A 23653-nucleotide genomic window follows, 5' to 3' on the forward strand; every position below is an offset into this window, starting at 1 on the left:
CGATGAGTTTCAAGCAACTTCTTGAAAATATGGAACATCACTTCGAGCCGGGTGGCAAGTACGCCAAGTACTATGCCCTGTTCGAGGCGGCGTATACCCTGTTTTATACCCCCGGGTCCGTGACCCGCAACGCTGCCCACGTCCGTGATGCGATCGATCTGAAGCGCATGATGATCATGGTGTGGCTGGCTGTATTCCCGGCCATGTTCTGGGGCATGTTCAACGTCGGCAATCAGGCGATCGCCGCTATTGCCCATCTGGGTACCGTTGCCGGTGCTGATACTTGGCAATATGCGCTGGCGCAATTGCTTGGTGCCTCGCTGGATCCAGCGGTTGCCGGTATCGGCAGCAAGATGCTGATCGGTGCAACCCACTTCCTGCCAATTTACCTGACCGTGTTCCTGGTCGGTGGTTTCTGGGAAGTGCTGTTCGCCATGGTGCGCAAGCACGAGATCAACGAAGGCTTCTTCGTGACCTCCATCCTGTTTGCGCTGATAGTGCCGCCCGCGCTGCCCCTGTGGCAAGCCGCGCTGGGCATCACCTTCGGTGTGGTATTGGCCAAGGAAGTGTTCGGTGGTACCGGCAAGAACTTCCTGAACCCGGCCCTGGCGGGTCGTGCGTTCCTGTTCTTTGCCTACCCGGGCCAGATCTCCGGTGATGCTGTCTGGGTTGCCGTTGATGGCTACTCGGGCGCGACCGCGCTGAGCCAGTGGGCCCAGGGCGGCCAGATGGCGCTGATCAACGGTGCAACCGGCCAGACCATCAGCTGGATGGATGCTTTCCTTGGTAACCTGCCGGGTTCCATCGGTGAAGTATCCACCCTGATGATCCTCATCGGTGCAGCCATGATCGTCTACATGCGGATCGCCTCCTGGCGCATCATCGCAGGTGTGATGATCGGCATGGTCGCCACTTCCCTGCTGTTCAACGTCATTGGTTCCGATACCAACCCCATGTTCAACATGCCGTGGCACTGGCATCTGGTGCTGGGCGGCTTCGCCTTTGGTATGGCCTTCATGGCGACCGATCCGGTCTCCGCTGCCTTTACCAACAAGGGCAAGTGGTGGTATGGCGCGCTGATCGGCGTCATGGTTGTGCTGATCCGTGTCGTGAACCCGGCGTTCCCGGAAGGCATGATGTTGGCCATTCTGTTTGCCAATCTGTTTGCCCCCTTGTTTGACCATTTCGTGGCGCAGGCGAACATCAAGCGGAGGATCGCTCGTGGCGTTTAATAAAGACTCTACTGTCGGCACCCTCACCATAGTGACCGGTCTGTGTCTGGTATGTTCCATCGTGGTCTCAGTGGCTGCTGTGGGTCTGCGTCCGGCTCAGATGGAAAACAAGGCGCTGGACAAGCAAAGCAATATTCTGTCCGTTGCCGGTGTCGATGTCAGCTCGGTGGCCAAGCGTGATCTGGCCCAACTGTACGGTGACAAGATTGAAGCGCGTCTGGTTGACCTGACTACCGGTGAATTCGTTGACGGCGATGCCGACAACTTCGACACCAAGCTGGCAGCAAAAGATCCGGCCAAGAACATTCGTCTGGCACCTGCCGACGACAAGGCTGGTTTGCGTCAAATCTCCAGACTGATCCCGGTGTTCTTCGCCAAGGATGCCGAAGGCAAGGTCGACAACATTATCCTGCCGATTTATGGCCAGGGTCTGTGGTCTACCATGTATGCCTTCGTTGCCGTGGCGGCTGATGGGGAAACCATCAAGGGCATTACCTACTATGACCACGGTGAAACCCCGGGTCTGGGCGGCGAGATCGAGAACCCGGCCTGGCAAGGCCTGTTCAAGGACAAGAAGCTGTTCGATCAGGACGGCATGCCAGCCTTGCGAGTCATCAAGGGCCATGCCCCTGAAGGTTCCGTGCATGAGATCGACGGCCTGTCTGGCGCGACTCTGACCGGTAACGGTGTACAGCACACGTTCGACTTCTGGATGGGACCCAAGGGCTTTGGTCCTTTCCTGGCCAAGATTCGTGCAGGAGAAATCAACAATGGCTGACAAGAGCGAAATGAAGAAGTTGCTGTTGACGCCTGTGCTCGGCAACAACCCCATCGCCTTGCAGGTGCTGGGTGTCTGTTCCGCGCTGGCCGTTACCAGCCAGATGAAGACGGCATTCGTGATGACGCTGGCCGTGACCGCGGTGACCGCCTTCTCCAACCTGTTCATCTCCCTGATCCGCAACCAGATCCCGAACAGCGTACGGATCATCGCCCAGATGGCGGTGATTGCCTCGCTGGTTATCGTGGTTGACCAGGTGCTCAAGGCATATGCCTATGAGATCTCCAAGCAACTGTCGGTGTTCGTGGGCCTCATCATCACCAACTGCATCGTGATGGGTCGTGCCGAAGCCTATGCCATGAAGAGCGCCCCGCTGCCCTCCTTCCTGGACGGTATCGGCAACGGTCTGGGCTACGGCGCCGTGCTGCTGACCGTGGCCACAGTGCGTGAAATCCTGGGCTCCGGCACCTGGTTCGGTATCGAGCTGCTGCCGCTGGTGAACAATGGTGGCTGGTATGTGCCTAACGGCCTGCTGCTGCTGCCGCCGAGTGCGTTCTTCATCATTGGTCTGATCATCTGGGGCGTTCGCACCAAGGATCCCAAGCAGGTGGAGGCGAAGGATTAAGGTATGGAACACTATCTGAGTCTGTTGATTCGTTCGATTTTCATCGAAAACCTGGCCCTCTCCTTCTTCCTGGGGATGTGTACCTTCCTGGCGGTGTCCAAGAAGGTCAAGACCGCCATGGGTCTGGGGATTGCCGTTATCGTGGTTCAGACCGTTGCCGTTCCGGCCAACAACCTGATCTACAACTACGTCCTCAAGGATGGCGTGCTGGTCTCCGGCCTGGATCTGAGCTTCCTGAGCTTCATCACCTTTATCGGTGTGATAGCAGCCCTGGTGCAGATCCTGGAAATGGCGCTGGACAAGTACTTCCCTGCGCTCTATAACGCGCTCGGTATCTTCCTTCCGCTCATCACAGTGAACTGCGCCATCTTCGGTGGCGTCTCCTTCATGGTGCAGCGTGACTACAACTTCGTGGAGTCTGTGGTCTATGGCGTGGGTTCGGGTGCCGGCTGGATGCTTGCCATCGTGGCGATGGCGGGGATCCGCGAGAAGATGAAGTACTCCGACGTGCCGCAAGGTCTGCGTGGACTGGGCATCACCTTCATCACCGCGGGACTCATGGCGCTGGGCTTTATGTCCTTCTCTGGTATTTCCCTGTAATCGGAAAAGGAATAATAGATGGAAATTATTCTGGGTGTGGTCATGTTCACCGTGATCCTGCTGGCTTTGGTGGCAGTCATTCTGTTCGCCAAGTCCAAGCTGGTGACCGCAGGTGACGTGACAATCAGCATCAACGGCGACCCGGCCAAGGCTGTCACCAGCCCGGCGGGTGGCAAGCTGCTCGGCGTTCTGGCCGGCAGTGGCATCTTCGTCTCCTCCGCCTGTGGCGGCGGTGGCTCCTGTGGTCAGTGCAAGGTGCGGGTGAAAGCTGGCGGCGGTGATATTCTGCCGACCGAGCTGGATCACATCAGCAAGGGTGAAGCCCGTCATGGGGAGCGTCTGGCCTGTCAGGTCACAGTGCGTTCCGACATGGATATCGAGCTGCCGGAAGAGATCTTCGGGGTGAAGAAGTGGGACTGTACTGTTATCTCCAACGATAACAAGGCCACCTTCATCAAGGAGCTCAAGCTGCAGATCCCCGATGGCGAGAGCGTCCCGTTCCGCGCCGGTGGTTATATCCAGATCGAAGCCCCTGCTCACCACGTGCAGTACAAGAACTTCGATATTCCCGAGGAGTATCGCGGGGATTGGGATCGCTTCAAGATCTTCGAACTGGAGTCCAAGGTCAACGAGCCGATCATTCGTGCTTATTCCATGGCCAACTATCCGGAAGAGTTCGGCATCATAATGCTGAACGTGCGGATCGCGACCCCGCCGCCCAGCAACTGGACTGCGCCTCCCGGCCAGATGTCCTCCTATATCTTCAGCCTCAAGGCTGGCGACAAGGTGACCATCTCGGGTCCGTTCGGTGAATTCTTCGCCAAAGACACCAATGCCGAAATGGTGTTCGTCGGTGGTGGTGCGGGTATGGCGCCGATGCGCTCCCATATCTTCGACCAGCTGCGTCGCCTGAAGACCCAACGCAAGATGAGCTTCTGGTACGGTGCCCGTTCCAAGCGCGAGATGTTCTATGTCGAAGACTTCGACATGCTGGCGGCCGAGAATGACAACTTCCAGTGGCACGTTGCCCTGTCTGATCCGCAACCGGAAGACAACTGGGATGGCTACACAGGCTTTATCCACAACGTCTTGTTCGAGAACTATCTCAAGAACCACGAGGCGCCGGAAGATTGCGAGTTCTACATGTGTGGACCTCCCGTCATGAATGCTGCCGTCATCAACATGCTGAAAAACCTCGGTGTTGAAGACGAAAACATCCTGCTGGATGACTTTGGTGGTTAATCAATGCACAGTGTTGTAAAGACCTGGCTAGCCTTAGGGCTAGCCTTTTTCTTGACGGGGTGCGGTCAGGAAACGGTCCAATCCAAGCCGGAGATCCACATCACCGGCAGCACCATGGGTACCTACTATTCCATCAAGGTGGCGGATAACGTCATCCAGGATCCGGCCAAGTTTCAGGCCGAGGTCGACATCCTGCTGGAGCGGGTCAACGACCAGATGTCGACCTATCGTCCCGATTCCGAGTTGTCGCGCTTCAACCAGCACAGAAGCTCGACCCCTGTGGTGGTCTCTCGCGATACCGCCCGGGTAGTGACTGAATCCCTGCATCTGGGCCGTGAGAGCCGGGGGGCGCTTGACGTTACCGTTGGCCCCCTGGTCAATCTGTGGGGCTTCGGACCGGATGCGCGTCCGACCAGGATCCCCTCCGAGGAGCTGATCACCCAGACCCGTCAGAAGACTGGTCTGGGCAATTTGCATGTGATCACCTCCGCCGATGCCGATACGTTGCAAAAAGATATTCCGGACCTCTATGTGGATCTCTCCGCCATTGCCAAGGGCTTCGGGGTGGACAAGGTGGCCGAGTATCTGGAGTCCATGGGGTCTCGCAACTATCTGGTGGAGATCGGTGGCGAGCTGCGGATCAATGGCGTCAACGGCAAGGGGCATCCCTGGCGCGTGGCCATCGAGAAGCCGACTGCCAATGCCGGCTCGGTGCAGGAAGTGATAGTGCCGGGGGACAACGGGGTTGCCACTTCAGGCGAGTACCGCAATTACTACGAAATGGATGGCCAGCGTTTCTCCCACACTATCGATCCCATGACGGGCAAACCTATCCAGCATCGCATGGTGTCGGTGACCGTCATTCACCCTTCCTGCATGACCGCAGACGGGTTGGCGACCGTGTTCATGGTGCTCGGGCCCGAGAAGAGCCTGGCGTATGCCAAGGAGCGCGGACTGGCGATCTTCGTGATCACCAAGACGGCCGATGGTTTTGACGAAGCCTATTCAGATGCGTTCAAACAGTACCTGGTTAGAAAGTAAGGGGCACCAGCATGCAGATTTTTCTGATCACCTTCGGGGTATTTCTGGTCGTTGTAGTGGCCATGGCCATAGGTTACATCTTCCAGAAGAAGACCATTTCCGGCTCCTGTGGCGGACTGGGCACTATAGGTATCGAAAAGGAGTGCGATTGCCCGGAGCCCTGTGACAACCGCAGGAAGAAGATGGCCAAGGAAGAGGCCCGTCGCAAGATGCTGACCGATAACCGGATCATCTGAGCGGGCCAGGGTTTTCGAGTTGTACTCGGGCCAAGGCTGAATGGTAGGCGGGCTGACCTTGGGGTCAGCCCGCCTTTTCTTTGGCGGGAGGGGGATTCAGTAGTCGTATTGATGACAGGCTTTCTTTTTGAACTCGGCCTTCCAGCGCGCCAGTTCCTCCCGTGTTCCCAGCTCATCCCCTTGCTTGATGGCCTTCTCCAGTGTCTCGATGCGATCATGCAGCCAGCTGCATTCGGCGGTCGGGTGGTCCTTGGTACCGCCAAGCTGCGGCAGCAGACAGAGTCCCAGTCCTACTCCCAGTCAAAGTGCTCTCATTCCTTTCCTCCTTGTCATTTGTTGTGAGTGGTGTCTTAAGAGTCTATGCCTGTTCGTTGTTTCATGCCGATGGCAGAAACGGGTGCGCTGGGTTAGCATGGGTGAGTTAACTGTTTATCCGTACAGTGGTATGCGCAAAATCATTCACATCGACATGGACTGCTTTTATGCGGCGGTAGAGATGCGGGACAACCCGGCTCTGCGGGACGTACCCTTGGCGATAGGGGGCTCTTCCGATCGGCGGGGGGTCATCTCGACCTGCAACTATGTGGCGCGCCGTTTCGGGGTGCGCTCCGCCATGCCAAGTGGCCTGGCCAAGAAGCTCTGCCCGCCGCTCGTACTCATACCGGGACGAATGGCGGTCTACAAGGAGACCTCTCGTCAGCTGCGCGCCATCTTCTTGCGTTACACCGAGCTGGTGGAGCCGCTTTCGCTGGACGAAGCCTACCTCGATGTCACCGACAGTAACTGCTGTGGTGGCAGTGCCACCCTGATGGCGGCCGAGATCCGCCAGGCCATAGTGACCGAACTGGGGTTGACCGCTTCGGCCGGGGTCGCACCGAACAAGTTTCTGGCCAAACTCGCGTCGGAGCAGCGCAAACCCGACGGCCTGTTCGTGATCCGGCCAGAGGAGGTGGATGAGTTCGTGCGCCAGCTGCCTTTGGCCAAGTTACCGGGGATTGGGCGCAAGACGGCTGAGCGGCTGGAGTCCCAGGGACTCTATTCGTGTGAGGATGCGAGAGTGCTCAGCAGTGATGAGCTGATCGCCCGGTTTGGCAAGTTGGGGGAGATGCTGACTGGCCGGATCTGGGGCCGTGATGATCAGCCGGTGCAGGCGCAGCGGATCCGTAAAACCATTGGCGTGGAGACAACGCTGGCCAGCGATGTGCTGGATGAGGCCGCCTGCTGGCAGGTACTGAGCCAGCTTATTCCCGAGCTGGAGCGTCGTTTTGCCGCTGGCTATGCCAGGGAGCAGTTGATGGGGCAGGGGATCAAGCTCAAGTTCGCCGATTTTCAGCAGACCACTGTCTATCGCCGTGGCGGCTATCAGCCCGAGCTGTTTCACGATCTGCTCCATGAGGGGCTGCTGCGGGCGCAGGGCAAACCCATTCGATTGCTCGGGCTGGTTGTGGGCTTGCCTCGTGACGGGGAAGTTAACCAGCTGAGCCTGGATTTTGCTTGATTAGGTTAAGTTTTTGTATCCAAAACCGATACACTGATCACATCTGTATGAGCTAGGAATGGTGGCATGAGTTCTCTTTCTGTTCAGGGGCGGATCACCCTGATCGCCGGTTGTTGTTTATTGGCCAGTGCTGGTGCCCTGGTTGCCTCTTCTCTTTATAGCGCCGCCCGGATGCAGGATCAGGTGCTGACCTCCACCACTGAGGAGGCGCAACGCTCGGCCGAAAACTGGATGAAGGCGATGGGATCCGAGCAGGCGGCCAAGGTCACCAGCTATCTGGATGAGGCCTATTTTCGTACCACTCTGCTGGCTCAGAGCATATTGTTCCAGCGCAAGAATGCGGCCGACAACTTTGGCTCTTCCGAGGCGCTGCGTGGTGCCGTCAATCAGCAACTGCACGATGCGGCGGCAGCTTCCGCCAACCTGCTTGGTGTCTATGCGGTGTTCGAGCCCGATCAGCTGGATGGGGAGGACAGCAACTACCACGGTTCCAGCGAGCTGGGTGCCAATGACAAGGGGCGCTTCTCCACTTACTGGGCCCGGGTCGACGGCAAGATAGAAGCTGAGGTGCAAGACGAATCCGTGCTGGCGGACGAGAGCCCCACGGCAGTAGGCGGCGTGGAGAACGACTGGTATCGTTGCAGCATCCGCAGCAAGGCGCTCTGCCTGCTCGAACCCTACCTCGATGATGTGGGGTCGCAGAAGGTGCTGATGACCTCGGTGACAGTGCCCCTACTGGAGCAGGAGACATTGCTCGGCATGGTCGGGGTCGATATCTCGCTGGCGACCCTGCAAAGTCTGGTCAAGGAGATGGATCAGGCGCTGTACGACGGGCAGGGCAAGGTATTGCTGGTCAGTCACGAAGGGCGAGCCGCCGGGGTGGATGGGTTTGACGTCACCCTGGGCAGCCCGTTGGGGCAGCAATATCAGGCACTGGCTGGCGATCTGAAAGGCTGGATCGGCCAGGGGCAGACAATGACACGTTGGAGTCCTGACGGGACTCTGCTGCAAACCTTCGTGCCGGTCAGCATGCGCGGCACCGAGCACAAATGGGGCATCTATATCGAGCTTCCCCGCACCGTTGTGCTGGCCTCGGCCCGCCAGCTGCAAGACGAACTCTCCAACCAGGCCAATGGCAGCGTGGTCACCCAACTGGTGATTGGCGGCGTGATTTCGGTAGTTGCCTTGCTCTGCATCTGGTTGATGGCTCGTCAGATAGTCGCCCCCATTCGCGCCGTGGTGGCTCGCCTCAAGGACATAGCCACGGGGGAGGGAGACCTGACCCAGCGGATTGACCTGCATCGCGATGACGAGATTGGCGAGTTGGCCAAGTGGTTCAACAGCTTCCTCAACAAGTTGCAATCCACCATCAGTCAGGTGATTGATACTGTTGCGGGCACCCGCGCCAGTGCGGAGCAGGCGGCTCAGGTTGCCGAGCGCACCAGTGCCGGCATGCAGGCCCAGTATCAGGAGGTGGATCTGGTGGCGACTGCATTCGAGGAACTCAGTGCCACTGCGTTGCAGGTGGCGGGTAACGCCAACTCGGCGGTGGCGGCGGCCAACCAGGCAGATACCTCGGCGCAGGAGGGAAAGTATGTGGTGGCCGATACCCAGGAGGCCATGCGCAAGTTGATGGCGGTGATCAGCGATGCCAAACCTGTGGTGGAGCGACTCGCCGCCAATAGCGACAACATCAACGACATACTGGTGGTGATCCAGGGGATCGCCGAGCAGACCAACCTGCTGGCGCTGAACGCCGCCATCGAGGCGGCTCGGGCCGGTGAACAGGGCCGTGGCTTTGCTGTGGTGGCCGACGAGGTGCGCAATCTGGCGGGGCGTACCCAGAATGCCATCGTCGAGATCCAGACCCTCATAGGGCAGCTTCAGTCCGGTACCGAGGCCGTGGTCAAGGCGATCATGACGGGTCACAGCCAAGCGGATGTGACGCTGACAAAAGTGGATCTGTCGGTCAGCGTGCTGGAGCAGATCATCCATGCGGTGGCGACCATTCATCAGATGAACGAGCAGATTGCCAGGGCGGCGCAGGAGCAGAGCGGGGTGGCGGACGAGATCAATCGCAACGTCAGCAACATTCGTGATGTGAGCCATACCATACGGGCCGAGGCGGCGACCTCCGCCGAAAATGGGCGCGAGTTGTCGGCGCTGGCGGACAAACAGCAGCAGCTGGTGGGGCAGTTCAAGGTATAGGATAAGAAAAAAGGCGCCATCCAACCGGAGGCGCCAAACACATTCAGATGACAGACTGGGTTAAATCGGTCCGATTTAAGCCCCTCTTCCCGCAGAGGAAGAAACACAACACCACAATCGCAGACCACTGACTCACAAAAATCACATGTAAACCAACATGGAAGAGAAAAAGTGAGCCATATGACAACGGATTGCGAAGCGAATTATGTTTATTCACTGGTCGACCCGCAACCGACAAATTATAATGCGGCCCATTAGAAAAACTCATCGTCGGCTGGTCTCATGTCTCGTCGTTTACCCCCGCTCAATGCTCTGAAAGCATTCGAAGCCGCGGCTCGTCACTTAAGCTTCACCCGGGCAGCGGAAGAGCTGTTTGTGACCCAGGCTGCCATCAGTCACCAGATCAAGGCGTTGGAAGAGTATCTCGGCATCAAGCTGTTTCGCCGCAAGAACCGCTCCTTGCTGTTGACCGAAGAGGGGCAGGGTTACTTCCTCGATATCAAAGACATCTTCACCTCCATCTCGGAGGCGACCGACAAGCTGCTGGCCCGCAGTGCCAAGGGGGCGCTCACCGTCAGTCTGCAGCCAAGTTTTGCCATCCAGTGGCTGGTGCCCAGACTGGTGAAGTTCAGTGAACGTCATCCGGACATAGACGTACGGATCAAGGCGGTGGACATGGACGAGGGGTCGCTGACCGACGATGTGGACGTGGCCATCTACTACGGTCGTGGCAACTGGCCTGGACTGCGTGCCGACAAGCTGCACACCGAGTACCTGATCCCTGTCTGCTCCCCGCTCTTGCTGACCGGCCCCAAGCCGCTGCGCACCCCGGATGATCTGATCCGCCACACCCTGTTGCACGATACCTCCCGCCGTGACTGGAAAGCCTGGTTTCGCCAGCTCGACATCGATGCGCCCAACGTCAATCAGGGGCCCATCTTCAGTCACTCCACCATGGTGATCCAGGCGGCGATCCACGGTCAGGGGGTGGCACTTGGTCACAGTGTGCTGGCTCAGCCAGAAATCGAAGCGGGGCGCCTTATCTGCCCGTTCGAGCAGGTGCTGGTGAGCAAGAATGCGTTCTACCTGGTATGCCAGGAGCAGCAGTCTGATCAGGGCAAGATAGTGGCCTTCCGCGACTGGATGCTGGAGCTGGTGGAGCAGGAAGAGGCTCGTCGCCGGGCACGGCTCGCCGATGCCTGATGTGATGAGAGAGGGGGCGAGTGATGCCCCCGTTCGCATTCTGCTGGCCCATGGCGCCGGGGCCGGCATGGAACACGCCTTTCTTTGCGAGCTGTCACGCCTGCTGGCAGGGCCCGATATCGAGGTAGTGCGTTTCAACTTTCCCTACATGACCAAGCGGGCCCAGGATGGCAAGCGCAGGCCGCCGGACAGGCAGCCGGTATTGCTCGACCATTGGCGCCAGATGGCGCAGCTGTTCGCTCACCCTGGGCTGTTCCTGGCGGGCAAGTCCATGGGGGGACGCATGGCGGCAGAGCTGTATGGCGAAGGTGGGGACGAGATGAATGCTGCAGGATTGCTCATTCTCGGGTATCCTTTCCACCCCCCGGCCAAGCCCGACCGCTGGCGGGGCGAGGTGCTCAAGCAGATCAAGACGCCGACCCTGCTGTTGCAAGGAGAGCGCGACACCTTCGGCACGCGCGCCGAACTGGCAGATTTTCCCTTCTCACCCCACGTATCGGTCCACTGGCTGACCGATGGTGACCATGGCTTCAAACCGCGAAAAGCCAGCGGCGTGAGCGAGCAGGAGAACCTGCAGCAGGCGGCTGATCATATCAGGTGCTTCATCGCGGCGACGCTGGCACAGGGCTGACGGTCGCGAGGGAGACAACGAGGAGGGTAAGAATGCAGATCCATCGACATTGGCTGGTACTGGCGGGTTTTTTTGGCCTGACGGCGACCATGCTGGGGGCTTATGGCGCCCACGGTCTGGCGGCGAGCGGTATTACGGCTTCGAAGCTGGCGGCGTTCAACACCGCCGTGCATTATCAGTTTTTTCACGCATTGGCCCTGCTGGTGCTGGGTTGGTGCGGTGTGCGCAGCAAGGTAATCACCTTCGCTGGCACCGCATTTTTGCTGGGGATCCTTGGATTCTGCGGCAGTATTTACGCCATGGTGCTGCTTGGCAGCAAGGGGCTGGGGCTCATTCCCCCGGCCGGTGGCCTCTGTTTTATGTTGGGATGGGCGGCTCTGATATGGGCTGGCTGTCGTCTTGGAGGAAAAAATGAATAATCTGCTGCTTTATTGCCGCCCCGGTTTTGAGAAAGAGGCGGCGGCAGAGATCACCGAGCGTGCCAGTAACATGCAGTGCTACGGTTTCGCCCGGGTCAAGGACGACAGCGGTTACGTGATATTCGAGTTGTATGACGAGGAGCAGGCCGATCTGCTGGCGCGCAAGTTGCCATTCAAAGAGCTTATCTTCATCCGTCAGATGCTGGTGGTGACCCACGAGCTGAAGGATCTGGATGTGGCTGATCGGATCTCGCCCATCATAGAAGCGACTCGCGAATACACCATCTGTGGCGATCTGCGAGTTGAAACCGCCGATACCAACGAAGCGAAAGAGCTGTCGGCCTTCTGCCGCAAGTTCACAGTGCCGCTTCGTCAGGCCCTGCGCAGCAAGGAGTTGCTGACCAAGAAAGAGACGCCGCACCGTCCGGTGTTCCATGCCTTCTTCATGGCCAACGATCACCTGTTGCTGGGGTATTCCTACTCGTTCAACAACTCCGAATTCCACATGGGCATTCCCCGTCTGCGCTGCCCGCCGGATGCACCGAGCCGATCCAGCCTCAAGCTGGAAGAGGCCTTCTATGTGTTCGTACCGCGGGAAGAGTGGGACCTGCGCCTCACCTCCGGCATGAAAGCGGTCGATCTGGGCGCCTGCCCGGGTGGCTGGACCCATCAGCTGGTACGTCGCGGCATGATGGTGACAGCGGTGGATAACGGCACCATGGCCCAGTCCCTGATGGATACCGGTCAGGTGAAGCACCTGCGTGATGATGGTTTTGTGTGGCGCCCCAGCAAGAAGAATATCTACTGGCTGGTGTGCGACATGGTGGAGAAGCCGGCGCGGGTTGTTCACATGATCGCCGACTGGTTCCGCGAGAACGACTGTCAGGAGGCCATGTTCAACCTCAAGCTGCCGATGAAGAAGCGTTACGCCGAAGCGGTACACAACATAGAGGTGTTGCGCGGCCTGCTCAAGGAGGTAGACAACGCCTTCGTCATTCAGGCCAAGCAGCTCTATCACGATCGCGAAGAGATCACGGTACACGTCTACAACAAGTACTGGGTCTCCAAGCTGGAAGCCAAGGAGTGACATCCGGCCCCTTGCCGTGAGCAGAAAAAAGACCGATGGCAGCGATGCCGTCGGTCTTTTGCTATCTGCGCCATGCAGCCAGTGTCAGAAGCGGTAGTCGAGACGCAGGGATGACTCGTCATCCGTGACTTTGAGCTCTATCTGCAGGGGAATGCTCTTGTCGATCGGATTGAACTGCAACTTGACCCCATCCCCTCTGAGTTTGATGGCCGTATTCATGCCAGCAGCCTTGAACTTGATCCTGGGTTTGTGGTGCTCGAAGGAGAGGCTAACGCTCTTTTCCGCCGTCAAATTCAGCTTCTGGTATGCGGTAACCTGCTGGTTGCCGTCGCTGTCCGTCATGATGTCTACCCCGAAGGAGAGCGGTTTGGGCGCCTTGAGCAGATCATTGGTATCCAGACTGGAACGCCATACCTGACTTGCTGGCTGCGACTGGGCTGCCGGAAGCTGTTTCCAGGCATTTTCGACCGGTCTGTCTACTGCTATGACGCTGCTGCTGATCAGCAACAGGGGAAAAATAGCGCGCATAATGGATCTCCTTATCCCTTATGCATTGAACATAGTAGCCAATTGACTAGGCGGGTAGCGTGCCGCGAGATAAAACAAGGGGAGCCTGAGCTCCCCTTTTAAATCAATGAATTAAGATGAATTACAAACGGTCTATGATGGACTGGGTGAACTCGCTGGTAGAGGCGGTCCCCCCGAGATCCCGGGTCACGCGATCACCGGATTCGATGGTGGCGCGCACTGCCTCACGGATGCGCTCAGCCTTGTCCTGCATGCCCAGGTATTCCAGCATCTGGATGGAGGCGAGGATCACCGAGGTCGGGTTGGCGATGTTCTTGCCTGCGATATCCGGCGCCGAGCCATGCACCGCTTCGAAGATGGCGGCGCCATCGCCGATGTTGGCACCAGGTGCCATGCCCAGACCGCCCACCAGGCCGGCGCACAGATCCGAGAGGATGTCGCCAAACAGGTTGGTGGTGACCATGACATCGAACCGCTCCGGGTACATCACCAGGTTCATGCAGGCGGCATCGACAATCATCTCTTCGCTCTGGATATCCGGGTAGCGAGCGGCGACATCGCGGGCCACTTCCAGAAACAGGCCAGAGGTGGACTTGAGAATGTTGGCCTTGTGGATGATGGTCACTTTCTTGCGTCCTTCCTGGCGGGCCAGTTCGAAGGCAAACTTGACGATGCGTTCTGCCCCGTCGCGGGTAACTATGCTCATCGCCTCGGCGCTATTGTTGTCATCGCTGCGCTTCTGGCCGGCGCCCGAGTACATCCCTTCGGTGTTCTCGCGCACTGTGATGATATCGATGTTCTCGTAACGACTCTTGGTGCCCTTGAAGGAGATGACGGGGCGGACGTTGGCGTAGAGGTTGAATTTTTTGCGCAGGGAGACGTTGATGGAGGTGAAGCCGCCGCCAACCGGGGTGGTGAGCGGGCCTTTCAGGCTGACCTTGTTCTTCTCGATCAGATCCAGAGTTGCCTGGGGCAGCAGCTCGCCGTGCTTCTCCAGCGCGACCAGACCGGCATCCGCATACTCGTATTCGAAGTCACAACCGGCGTGGGTCAGGATCTGGATGGCGGATTCGATGATGCTGGGGCCAATGCCGTCGCCCGGGATGACGGTAATCTTTCTTTTTGACATGAGAGGTATCCACTTCTAGGGAACAGAGGGGGAGGATTCGGCCGTTTTATACCATTTATACAACTAACCCTCCATGTTTCTTTACATTCTATCTGTTTTTGTCAACAGCAAGGGTGAGTCCCGTCATGATTGGCAGGATTGCTGGTCAATGGGGGAAGCCGGTGTCATGCCTCGCTCTCGGGTGCAGGGGGATAGCGTATTTCCCGCAAGTTGAAACCCAGCGGAATATCACGCTGCAGCCGGACCAGACGCTGGGCCAGCAGGGCATCACCCTGATACTGGCGCAGCTTGAGCAAGGGCTTGCTGGCCTCCTCCTGTTGGCAGGCCGCGAGCAGCGCCGACAGGCTGCCATATTGCTGCAGCAATTGGGTCGCCGTCTTGGGGCCTATGCCGGGCACCCCCTTGATATTGGATCCGCCGATGCCGGTCAGGGCCCAGAAATCCACCAGCTGGGTCGGGGCCACGCCATATTGTTGCTCGACGAAGGCGGCATCCAGCCAGCGTTTGTTGAAATAGTCCCTGATCTGGATCTGCGGGCAGATGAGCTGACAGAACCCCTTGTCGGTAGAGATGATGGTGGCCCTTGCCCCATGCTGGGCGATGCCGCTGGCCAGGGTAGCGATGAGATCGTCCGCCTCATCGGTCTGGGAGAGCAGAGCGTCTACACCACACTCCCAGAAGGCATCCTGCAGCGTGTTCAGACCTTCACGCAGCTCCACCGGCATGGGGGGGCGCCCCTCCTTGTAGGCCGGGTAGACCTCTTTGCGCCAGCTATGTATCTCGCCGTCGAATACCGCTATGACGTGGGTCGGCTCGCTGCCCGTCAGCAGCTTGCGGCAGGTATTGATGAGATTGGCACGGGTGGCGATGAGCGCCTGGGACGGGGTCAGCGCCTGCTGGGCTTGCACCGCGTGCAGACGGCGGATGAGGTTGAGGGCATCGATGATAAGCAGGTGTGGCATGGGGGACTCTTGGCAGTCAGGACGCGCCATTGTAACAACTGGCAGCCTTGATGACAGTGTTCGGGTGGTGCCAGAGCGTCAGATGCTCATACAGATGGCAAAAGGAAGGGGCGCTGCTGCGCCCCCTCCGCGATGTTGTCGCTGGTCACCGGCGACTAACAGCCCTTAACGAACTATCTCGTAACAGGGTACGTATTGGGTGCCAGGCAGCTTCATGCGCTGTTGTTTGACGAAGCTCTCCAGCAGCTTGTCCATCAGGTGCATCAGCTCCTTGTCGCCGTGCAGCTTGAAGGGGCCCTTCTTCTCGATGGCGCGGATGCCCCCTTCCTTCACGTTACCGGCGACGATGCCGGAAAAGGCGCGGCGCAGGTTGGCTGCCAGCAATTGGGGCGGCTGGTTGCGATGCAGATCCAGGCTGGCCATGCTGGCGTGATCCGGCTCGAACGGCAGCTGGAACTCGGGCTCGATCTTGAGGGACCAGTTGAAGGAGTAGGCATCGCCGACCGATTTGCGATATTCGCGAATTTTCGGCATCGCTTCCTTCATCACCCGGGCCACTTCCGGCGCATCGCCGACGATGATCCGGTAGAGGCTGGTAGCGGGTTCGCCCAGGGTGGCCTTGACGAAGTCATCGATGGCGCGGAAGTAATCGGCGCTCTCTTTCGGACCGGTCAAGATGATCGGCATGGGTTGGCGCTCGTTGGCCGGATGCATCATGATGCCGAGCAGATAGAGCAGCTCTTCGGCCGTGCCGACCCCGCCCGGGAATATGATGATGCCGTGGCCCAGACGCACGAAAGCCTCCAGCCGTTTCTCGATATCCGGCAGTATCACCAGCTCGTTGACGATGGGGTTGGGCGGCTCGGCGGCAATGATGGAGGGTTCGGTCAGACCTATGTAGCGGCCATTGCGTACCCGCTGCTTGGCGTGGCCGACGGCGCCCCCCTTCATGGGCCCCTCCATGGCACCCGGACCGCAACCGGTGCAGATGTTGAGCTCGCGCAATCCCAGCTCGCTGCCGACCTCGCGGGTGTACTGGTATTCAATGGGGTTGATGGAGTGGCCGCCCCAGCAGACCACCAGATTGGGGTCCGCCCCCGGCAGGATCGCCTTGGCGTTGCGCAGTATGGCGAACACCACGTTGGTGATATGGGTGGAGCTGGTCAGGTTGACCAGTCGGTTCGACTCCAGCTGGGTCGACACATAGAGGATGTCGCGCAGCACGGAGAAGAGGTGCTCCTGAATGCCACGGATGATCTCGCCATCCACAAAGGCATGCTCGGGGGCATTGAACAGTTCGAGCTTGACCCCGCGCTCGCGCCGGATCACATGGATATCAAAGGATTTGAAACGCTCCAGTATCTCTTTGGAGCTGTCGGTATGGCTACCTGAGTTGAGCACCGCCAGCGAGCAGTTGCGAAACAGTTGATAGATATCGCTGGAAGCAGTCTGTTTGAGGCGATCCACCTCGAGTTGTGACAGCAAGTCCATGCTGCCCACAGGATTGATGTGCGTAATCATAAGTTCCCCTTTCACTCGCTTGTTATCGTTGTGCTTTTCCCTGGGGAGAAAACAGGATGCCATGTGGCATCCCTTGAATTTGATAGTAGATGTAAGCGGTAGGGCAGGGGAATAGGGGATAAGTGCGTTTGCTGCTTTTTTAGCCGCAGCCCCGCCCGGATTCAGGCCAGATTGACCTGATCCCGACCCGAGTGCTTGGAGCTGTAGAGCGCCTTGTCGGCTCGCTCGAACGCATCCGTGGTGTGATCCCCTTCCCGAAACAGGGTGGCACCGATGGAGATGGTGATCTCGACCCTGGCATCCCGAAAGCGGAACGGAATGCTCTTGATGGTCTGGCGCAGTGTCTCCAGCGGCTTCTGGTATTTGTCCGGGTTGATGTTCGGCAGCAGCACCACGAACTCCTCACCGCCAAAGCGGGCGATGAAGTCGGTATCGCGCAGGGCGCCCTGCAATGCCTTGGCCACCACCTTCAACGCCTTGTCACCGGCCATGTGGCCATAGTTGTCATTGATGTTCTTGAAGTGATCAATGTCGATGATGGCCAGACAGAGCGGGGTGTTGTAGCGCAGCCAGCGCTTGTATTCGAGTTCGAGCCGCTCGTCCAGCGCCGCCCGGTTATGCACCTGGGTCAGGCTGTCGAGGAACAATTTGTGTTTCTGGATGGTGAGCCGCTTCTTGTACTCGGCGGTCTCCTCCTTCATCAGCCGCAGCTTGGCCTCCATGGTGGATAGGCGGGTGAGCAGGTGGCGCTCACGGGCCGCCATGGCCTCCCTGTCCTGCAGCAGCATGTTGATGGCACCCATATGGCCCGAGATGGCACCCTTGAGCTCGTCGAAGGTGTCGTGGCTTGCCAGGGTATGGTCGAGGGCCCGCAGCTCCTTGTCGATGGCCTGACGGGTATCCTGAGTGGCGCTTTGCAGGGCGCGCCCTTCGTCGAGGGATTCGGTGAAGCTGAAATGCACCGCAGAGAGGCTCTCGTTGAGGGTGCTCAGGAAAGCCTGGGAGGATTTTCGCTCCTCGCGGGTGCCCTCAATGATGAGCTCTATCACCTGCAGGCAGATCTCCGCCAGCAGCGGTGGCGTGATGCCATTGAGCAACTGGCGGCGGATATCCGCCAGACTCTCGCCAACGGCGCCGGCAAAATCCAGCTCTGTGATGAGCCGTTGCAACTCGTCGGCGATATGGGCGTGAGCCTTGGCGTCAAACGGGATCACAGGCTCAGGGGACGAGAGCTCTGTGATGGCCATGGCCTGCACGCTGGCGGCGGGAGCCGGGGCTAGCAGGGGCTGGGTCGGCAGCAGCTGGATCTTGATGGCCTGCTGGTAAAACTCCAGCAGGCGGATCACTTTCTTTTGATGGTCGCCGATGCCATAGCCATCCGGGCTTGCCAGAAATTCCTTGAGGGACTTGCGGGTATCCTCCGGGAAGCCCTTGATGGATTTGAGCTGTTTGGTGCCAAGGTCGATGGCAGACTTGGTCAGGCTGATGGACTCTTCCAGCGCATTGCCATGTTGCTGCAACAGCTTTTCGATGACGGCGAGGTCGGCATCCAGCGAGGAGAGCGGCGGATTGCCGTCGAGTTTTTGCTTGAGCTTGGCGAGCTTGTTGTCCAGCTCCCTGTCATGGCCACGACAGGCTTGCATCAATTTACCGATGAACTGGATGCTGCGGGCTCGCTCTGCATCAGAAAAAGTGACTATGCCGTCTAGCTCCAGCTGCTTTTGCTGAAGGGATTCCCTGAGTCTGGCCAATTGTCCTGCTACGGCAGCGATATCATTCATTATTCAGGTCGCCCTGTTGTCATTATCGTTTTTGTGTTGGATAGCAACGGCGGTCGAACCCAGTTCCAGACCCAGTTGATTATCTATAGGGTTATTGGTTATCCGGTGCTTTCGTCCGTGAAAGTCGAAGCCAATTAACCCATTGCTTTTCATGAGAAGAATTTACTTTTACCAGTCCCTTGTCAATTGCCATCAAGCAGCATTGCCACACATCCCCATTAAAAAATGCGGCCTGTTGGCAATCGATGGCGGCAAGTTCCAGCCAGACGCTTTGCTGATATTTTTCGCTGAGCTGAATGGCTCCGGCCAGTGCCAGATAGCAGAGGTCGAACAGGCCGTTGTGATCGAGGGCGGTCGCCGCCTTGGGCAGGAAGGGGTGGCTGACGATGCCGAGGCTGATATGGCGATCCAGCGAGTGCTGGCAGGGGAAAGCGGCAAAGGCCGCGAGCAGATCCTGAGCCAGCTTGTGCAGGTCCTCCACGTGGCGCTGGGGCACCACGTAGAGCAGATGGCCTTCGCGTAAATCATAGATGCGGCCATCCTGCGGTGTCAGCTCCTTGATATAGGCGCCGAAAGCCTGCTCTATCTCTCGGCTCACCTGATAGCCGTGCTGCTCCAGGCTGTTCACCAGGAAGGGCACCCGAAACAGCAGGTAATGCAGCTTGTCGTCAAATTCGCTGGTGGGCCGTTCGCTCAGATACCAGCGTTCTGATTTTTGCTGGCGTCTTGCCATCTCCCGCGGCCAGCGGCTCATCAGCCGTTGCCAGTTGGCCAAGCCGGTGCGTGGCTCTATCAAGATGGCCTCACCCAGTTGTTTGCCCTGCAGGCGTGCGACTCTGAGCTTGAGCCAGAGGGTGAAGAACAGATAGATGAACAGGGTCAGCAGCAGGCCCGTGATCACGCTCGACCAGAGGTAGCGATCCTGCTGATGCTGGCTGGTATCCAGTTGTTGTTCCAGCTCCTTGATCTGCTGTTCCCGCTCCACCTGGACATAGTTGTCGCGGATCGCCTCCTGCTCCAGATCGACCTGCTGCTGGCGTACCTGCTCGCTGCGCTGGTGGAAATTCTTGTAGCTGTCCAGCGCCTGCTTGAGGTAGCCCTTCTGCTCGTAGGCCACCGAGAGCAGACGGAAGATCTCGAACTGGCGCTGGGCGTCGCCAATCTGGTTGGCCAGCGCCAGCGCATTTTCCAGCTGAAGGATGGCGATGCCCGCCTCCTTCTGCTTGAGGTGCAGCTCACCCAGCAACAGCAGGGTGTCGATCAGCGGCTCCTTGTCGTCCCCCAGTTCGTGGGACTGGCGGGCCGCCGTGAGGTAGTTGCGGGCCAGGGTCAGATTGCCGGTCTGCAGATAGGTTTTGCCTATCTCGTACTTGAGATTGGCGATGCGGGTGCGGTTATTGCCCTCGTCCAGCAGATCCAGCGCATTGAAGAAGTAGACCAGCGCCATGTTCATCTCGCCCTGATCCCGGTTGAGGCGGGCCAGCACGATCAGTGCATCGCTGAGCAGGGAGGGATTGCCGAGGGCGTGGAAGTAGTTGGCGGCCTCATTGGCATATTGCAGTGCCTTCTGTGGCTCCTGCTCCGCCTGATAGAGGTTCACTATCTGGTTCGACAGCAGGCCGAGGAAGAGGGGATCCTGCAGTCCTCTCGCCTGTTGCTGGGCATCTATGTAGTCACCAAGAGAGAGCTGGGGCTGCTGGAGGGCATGGTAGAGATCGCCGCTCACAGCACTGACCCAGGCGCTGGCCAGCGGGTTCTTTGCCTGATCTGCCCAGCGCCGTGCCTCTGCCAGCTGGCGTTTGGCCTCGTCAAACTGGTGCGCCTCTATGCTGGCGTTGGTGCGCAGCAAGCGGCTGTATACCTGCAACTGACTCTCTTTGAGGCTGGGGGTGCTGAGCAGGGTCTCGAGCTGGCCAAGCAGAGTGGCGCTGGCGCCATGGGAGTGCTCCTGCAGATTCTGGCTGCGGATCTTCAGATAGAGGCCGTGGGCCTGCAACTCCAGCTGCTGCTCCTTGGTGGCCATGGCAATGCCTTGATCAAGCGCCTTCTGGGCCGCCTGGAACTGGCCCAGTTGCAGCAGGCATTCCCCCTTGAGCAGGTGGGCGCCTGTGGCCTGGGCTGCTGTGCCATAGCTCAGCAATGGCTCGCGATAGCCATACTCCTGGCGATTGCTGATGATTTGCTTGGGATTATTGGCTGTGCGTGTCAGGAAGGCAGAGGTGATCTGGACACATCTGGCAGGATCGGTCAGTACCAGGGTTTGGGCCTGCTGCAGATCGATAGACAATTGCTCCTTGGCCAGATCCAGATCAGGAGCCGACAGGGAGGACATCATCATTGCCAGAAAAAACAGTTGATTCATTGGATTAAGGACAGCACAGGGGTGTGGGCATGTTATCCAAGCCCCCCCCTGCACGTCCAGAGTTTACTGACAGATACGATATCCAAGGTCCTTCTCTGTCAGCCAGGACCCCAACTTTACTGCCGGATCAGCCGCAGGTTGGCGGGTGGAAGCTCCCAGTCGCTGCGAAACGGGTTGATATCCAGCCCGCCGCGGCGAGTGTAGCGGGCATACACTGTCAGCTGGCTCGGGCGGCAGAGGAGCTTGAGATCGGTAAAGATGCGCTCGATGCACTGTTCATGAAATTCGTTGTGCTGGCGAAACGAGATGAGGTAGCGCAGCAGTTTTTCCCGATCCAGCCGTGGGCCGCGATAGTGGATCACCACTGAGCCCCAGTCGGGCTGGCTGGTGACCAGGCAGTTGGATTTGAGCAGGTGACTGTGCAGTGTCTCTTCCACCTCTTCGTCGCCCGCGGCCCCTTGCAGCAGATTGGCATCGAATTCATAGCAATCAACCTCTATATCCTGCTCATCGATGCACTCACCCGGCAGGGCGGCAATGTGGTGCGGAGCCTGTGCCAGGGGGAACAGCGTCACGCTTACTTCGCTGCCGGCGCAGGCACTCAGATCCTTGACCAGCATGGCTTGTACCGCTTCCAGCGAGTCGCAACGGGTCTGGTTGAAGGAGTTGAGATAGAGCTTGAACGACTTGGACTCGATGAGGTTGGCGCTCACTGCGGGCACGGACACCTCACCCACAGCCACCATGGGTTTACCCCTGGCATTGAGCCAGGAGAGCTCGTACAGAGTCCAGATGTCGCAACCCTGGAAAGGCAACTCGCTGGTCAAGCCGAGGTCGTCGCGATTGAGGCTGCGCGGCACAGGTTGCAGCAGGGCAGGGCTGTACTGACTGATGTAGGCAGATTGCTGACCCAGGCTCAGCCCTTGCAAGGCGCTGGCACCGGCGTATTTCTCTTGTTTGCTCATTGTGTTTATGGATCCGGATGTTGAATGGGCCATTGCGCTGCAGCGTCAGGGGCGCTTGCCCCTACTGGATATTGCAAGGGAGCGCCACCGGATGGTGACGTCTCATGCTTCACCTTGTCTGCTCGTGGGTTTGATGGTGCAATAGCGGACTTTGGCAGCAATTGTGGGGAATTTCGATGTCGGATCAAGTCTTGTCTGCCCTGGAACACTTTTTTTTGCGCTGGCAGCGTGATGGTGAGGCAAGGCGGGGATTGCCCCTGTGTGAGTGGGAAGCTGACTGGCGCTCCCCTTGTGAGCTGGATGAGCCCAGAGAGGGGCGGGTCGCCTGGCGCCCTCACCAGCGCCAGCAAGCGGCCGATTTTGCGGCCATGGCCAATGCGCTGGAGCTGGTGCTGCATCCTGCGGCCCAGGCGCTGTTTGGTCACTGGTTCAGTCGCCCCATCCCCTGTTCCTACAAGGGGCTGCGCCTTGAGCTCATCTTGCCTTGGAACGAGGCGGATCTGGACCTGCTCAGGGAAAACCTCATCGGTCATCTGCTGATGCTGCGCAAGTTAAAGCGCACGCCATCGCTGTTCATTGCCACCACCCGCAACGAGATGACCCTGGTGTCGCTGGACAACGAGAGCGGTCAGGTATGGCTGGAGTGGCTCGATTCAGGTCGACGTCTCACCTTGGCCCCCTCGCTGCCAGCCTTCCTCGAGCGGCTGGAAACCCTGCCCCATTGATCCTGTCCCTGTGAGACGAGAAGGGCCTTGCCATCCGGCAAGGCCCTTCTGCTATCTGGACACAAGGTTGTGCCATCTCAAGGGAGGAGGCTCAATCCTTGAAGTCCCAGGAGAGGTTGGAGATCAGCCGGCAGGGATCGCACTTGAAGTCGAAGATATCGTGCAGCGGCGCTGTCAGTGCCCACTCACCGCCGCAGCCCGGACAGGGGCGGTTTCTCTCTTCGGCTGCGCTCAGCCCGCCGACCCGGTAGAGGTAGTAGTAAGTGGGAATGCCGCTCAGGGCCTCCAGCCGCTTGATCAGATCGTTGCCGCGCCGATGGAGGCGGCTGCCCACTTCGCCTATCTCGTGCAGTGCCGCGTGTTCGGCGATGGAACCGTTCATCTGCAGCTGATCGCACGCCTCCCAATCCTCCTGCCACTTGGTGATCTGCTTGTGATCGCCGTTGGCGACGGCAGGCAGCCGGTAGAGCGGTATGGGAGCGAAGTGGTCACCGCAGCGCAGCGGCGAGCAGGTGTGCAGGAAACTGGTGTAGAGCAGCATCCAGCTCGGCCGCTCGTCTGTGTGGCCGCAAGGGTCTGTGCTGTCGGAGAGCAAATCCATCCCTTGCAGCTGGAGCTTGGGTGCGAGCAGACCCGCCTGATTGAGCTGCTGTTCAGCCAGCTTGACCTGTTCACTCTGGTTGTCCGGATGCAGGCTGTCCTGTTCGGGGCAGACCACCCGGCTGATGAACTGCCCTTCATGCATGCTGGTGGGAAACTCCCGTCCCAGGATCTGGCCCTGATAGCGCAGCATGTCCAGGTAGTTGACGATGGCCCGTTCGGCCTCACCGAGGGAGGTATCGCGATAGCACTCAAAGCAGAGTTCGAGAATATACATGGG

General features: G+C 58.8%; 23 protein-coding genes. 14 read left to right on the forward strand and 9 right to left on the reverse strand.

Annotated features, from left to right (window positions below):
* The first annotated feature begins 2 nt into the window (after positions 1-2).
* The 7 genes from AC1P02_RS10760 to nqrM are packed head-to-tail and all read left to right on the forward strand — an operon-like array spanning position 3 to position 5754.
* The gene (locus tag AC1P02_RS10760; protein ID WP_005311979.1) at positions 3-1232 is read left to right on the forward strand and encodes an NADH:ubiquinone reductase (Na(+)-transporting) subunit B; all 1230 of its coding nucleotides are present in this window, start codon (positions 3-5) and stop codon (positions 1230-1232) included.
* Positions 1222-2010 carry a Na(+)-translocating NADH-quinone reductase subunit C gene (locus AC1P02_RS10765; protein ID WP_017412496.1) on the forward strand — a complete coding sequence of 263 codons (789 nt, stop codon included), beginning with the start codon at positions 1222-1224 and terminating at the stop codon, positions 2008-2010. Before AC1P02_RS10760 ends, AC1P02_RS10765 begins: the two co-directional genes overlap by 11 nt.
* Positions 2003-2635: an NADH:ubiquinone reductase (Na(+)-transporting) subunit D gene (locus AC1P02_RS10770; RefSeq protein ID WP_058393507.1), complete on the forward strand. Its 633-nt coding sequence runs from the start codon at positions 2003-2005 to the stop codon at positions 2633-2635. The genes AC1P02_RS10765 and AC1P02_RS10770 overlap by 8 nt, the downstream gene beginning before the upstream one ends.
* Before the next feature lie 3 nt (positions 2636-2638).
* Positions 2639-3235, forward strand: a complete 597-nt coding sequence (gene nqrE, locus AC1P02_RS10775) for an NADH:ubiquinone reductase (Na(+)-transporting) subunit E (RefSeq protein WP_005311986.1) — start codon at positions 2639-2641, stop codon at positions 3233-3235.
* Between the two features lie 18 nt (positions 3236-3253).
* The gene (gene nqrF / locus AC1P02_RS10780; protein ID WP_059112146.1) at positions 3254-4477 is read left to right on the forward strand and encodes an NADH:ubiquinone reductase (Na(+)-transporting) subunit F; all 1224 of its coding nucleotides are present in this window, start codon (positions 3254-3256) and stop codon (positions 4475-4477) included.
* A gap of 3 nt (positions 4478-4480) precedes the next feature.
* Positions 4481-5518 carry an FAD:protein FMN transferase gene (locus AC1P02_RS10785; protein ID WP_485185378.1) on the forward strand — a complete coding sequence of 346 codons (1038 nt, stop codon included), beginning with the start codon at positions 4481-4483 and terminating at the stop codon, positions 5516-5518.
* Between the two features lie 11 nt (positions 5519-5529).
* Positions 5530-5754, forward strand: coding sequence for a (Na+)-NQR maturation NqrM (gene nqrM / locus AC1P02_RS10790; protein ID WP_485185379.1), 225 nt, complete (start codon positions 5530-5532; stop codon positions 5752-5754).
* A 96-nt stretch (positions 5755-5850) separates the two neighbouring features.
* Here the strand turns inward: nqrM and AC1P02_RS10795 are convergent, their stop codons facing one another.
* On the reverse strand, positions 5851-6054 hold the full coding sequence (locus AC1P02_RS10795; RefSeq protein ID WP_485185444.1) for a hypothetical protein: 204 nt from the start codon (positions 6052-6054) through the stop codon (positions 5851-5853).
* Between the two features lie 145 nt (positions 6055-6199).
* Between AC1P02_RS10795 and dinB the strand changes: the two genes are divergently transcribed.
* From dinB to rlmM, 6 genes are all read left to right on the forward strand, one after another.
* Positions 6200-7252 (forward strand): DNA polymerase IV, encoded by a 1053-nt coding sequence (dinB, locus tag AC1P02_RS10800; RefSeq protein ID WP_058393505.1) that lies wholly within the window; start codon positions 6200-6202, stop codon positions 7250-7252.
* 66 nt (positions 7253-7318) lie between these two features.
* Entirely contained in the window at positions 7319-9460 is a 2142-nt protein-coding gene (locus AC1P02_RS10805) for a methyl-accepting chemotaxis protein (protein ID WP_485185380.1), read from the forward strand.
* 282 nt (positions 9461-9742) lie between these two features.
* A complete protein-coding gene (locus AC1P02_RS10810) occupies positions 9743-10663 on the forward strand; it encodes a transcriptional regulator GcvA (RefSeq protein ID WP_005312000.1) in 921 nt (306 codons plus the stop codon).
* Positions 10656-11294, forward strand: coding sequence for an alpha/beta family hydrolase (locus tag AC1P02_RS10815; protein ID WP_256687694.1), 639 nt, complete (start codon positions 10656-10658; stop codon positions 11292-11294). Before AC1P02_RS10810 ends, AC1P02_RS10815 begins: the two co-directional genes overlap by 8 nt.
* A gap of 32 nt (positions 11295-11326) precedes the next feature.
* Positions 11327-11713, forward strand: coding sequence for a DUF423 domain-containing protein (locus AC1P02_RS10820; protein ID WP_485185381.1), 387 nt, complete (start codon positions 11327-11329; stop codon positions 11711-11713).
* Positions 11706-12800: a 23S rRNA (cytidine(2498)-2'-O)-methyltransferase RlmM gene (rlmM, locus tag AC1P02_RS10825; RefSeq protein WP_265430669.1), complete on the forward strand. Its 1095-nt coding sequence runs from the start codon at positions 11706-11708 to the stop codon at positions 12798-12800. The genes AC1P02_RS10820 and rlmM overlap by 8 nt, the downstream gene beginning before the upstream one ends.
* Positions 12801-12884: 84 nt before the next feature.
* On the opposite strand, the gene AC1P02_RS10830 is transcribed toward rlmM, so the two are convergent.
* The 7 genes from AC1P02_RS10830 to queF all read right to left on the reverse strand — a co-directional run bounded on the left by AC1P02_RS10830 (position 12885) and on the right by queF (position 22048).
* Positions 12885-13328 carry a hypothetical protein gene (locus AC1P02_RS10830; RefSeq protein ID WP_440146619.1) on the reverse strand — a complete coding sequence of 148 codons (444 nt, stop codon included), beginning with the start codon at positions 13326-13328 and terminating at the stop codon, positions 12885-12887.
* Positions 13329-13449: 121 nt separating this feature from the next.
* Entirely contained in the window at positions 13450-14457 is a 1008-nt protein-coding gene (locus tag AC1P02_RS10835; protein WP_058393501.1) for an isocitrate dehydrogenase, read from the reverse strand.
* A gap of 164 nt (positions 14458-14621) precedes the next feature.
* Complete coding sequence (xni, locus tag AC1P02_RS10840; protein ID WP_485185382.1) at positions 14622-15419, reverse strand: flap endonuclease Xni; 798 nt, start codon at positions 15417-15419, stop codon at positions 14622-14624.
* Positions 15420-15584: 165 nt separating this feature from the next.
* Positions 15585-16940 (reverse strand): nucleotide 5'-monophosphate nucleosidase PpnN, encoded by a 1356-nt coding sequence (gene ppnN, locus AC1P02_RS10845; protein ID WP_021139357.1) that lies wholly within the window; start codon positions 16938-16940, stop codon positions 15585-15587.
* 161 nt (positions 16941-17101) lie between these two features.
* Positions 17102-18721, reverse strand: a complete 1620-nt coding sequence (locus tag AC1P02_RS10850; protein WP_087756282.1) for a GGDEF domain-containing protein — start codon at positions 18719-18721, stop codon at positions 17102-17104.
* Between the two features lie 91 nt (positions 18722-18812).
* Positions 18813-21083: an HIT family protein gene (locus AC1P02_RS10855; RefSeq protein WP_265430673.1), complete on the reverse strand. Its 2271-nt coding sequence runs from the start codon at positions 21081-21083 to the stop codon at positions 18813-18815.
* 116 nt (positions 21084-21199) lie between these two features.
* A complete protein-coding gene (gene queF, locus AC1P02_RS10860) occupies positions 21200-22048 on the reverse strand; it encodes an NADPH-dependent 7-cyano-7-deazaguanine reductase QueF (RefSeq protein ID WP_271771978.1) in 849 nt (282 codons plus the stop codon).
* 176 nt (positions 22049-22224) lie between these two features.
* On the opposite strand from queF, the gene syd reads away from it, so the two are divergent.
* Complete coding sequence (gene syd / locus AC1P02_RS10865; protein WP_099991911.1) at positions 22225-22773, forward strand: SecY-interacting protein; 549 nt, start codon at positions 22225-22227, stop codon at positions 22771-22773.
* Positions 22774-22864: 91 nt separating this feature from the next.
* On the opposite strand, the gene AC1P02_RS10870 is transcribed toward syd, so the two are convergent.
* Entirely contained in the window at positions 22865-23650 is a 786-nt protein-coding gene (locus tag AC1P02_RS10870; RefSeq protein WP_485185383.1) for a Zn-ribbon-containing protein, read from the reverse strand.
* Positions 23651-23653: the final 3 nt, after the last annotated feature.

The sequence above is a fragment of the Aeromonas sp. TS_SC_11 genome, assembly GCF_057318915.1.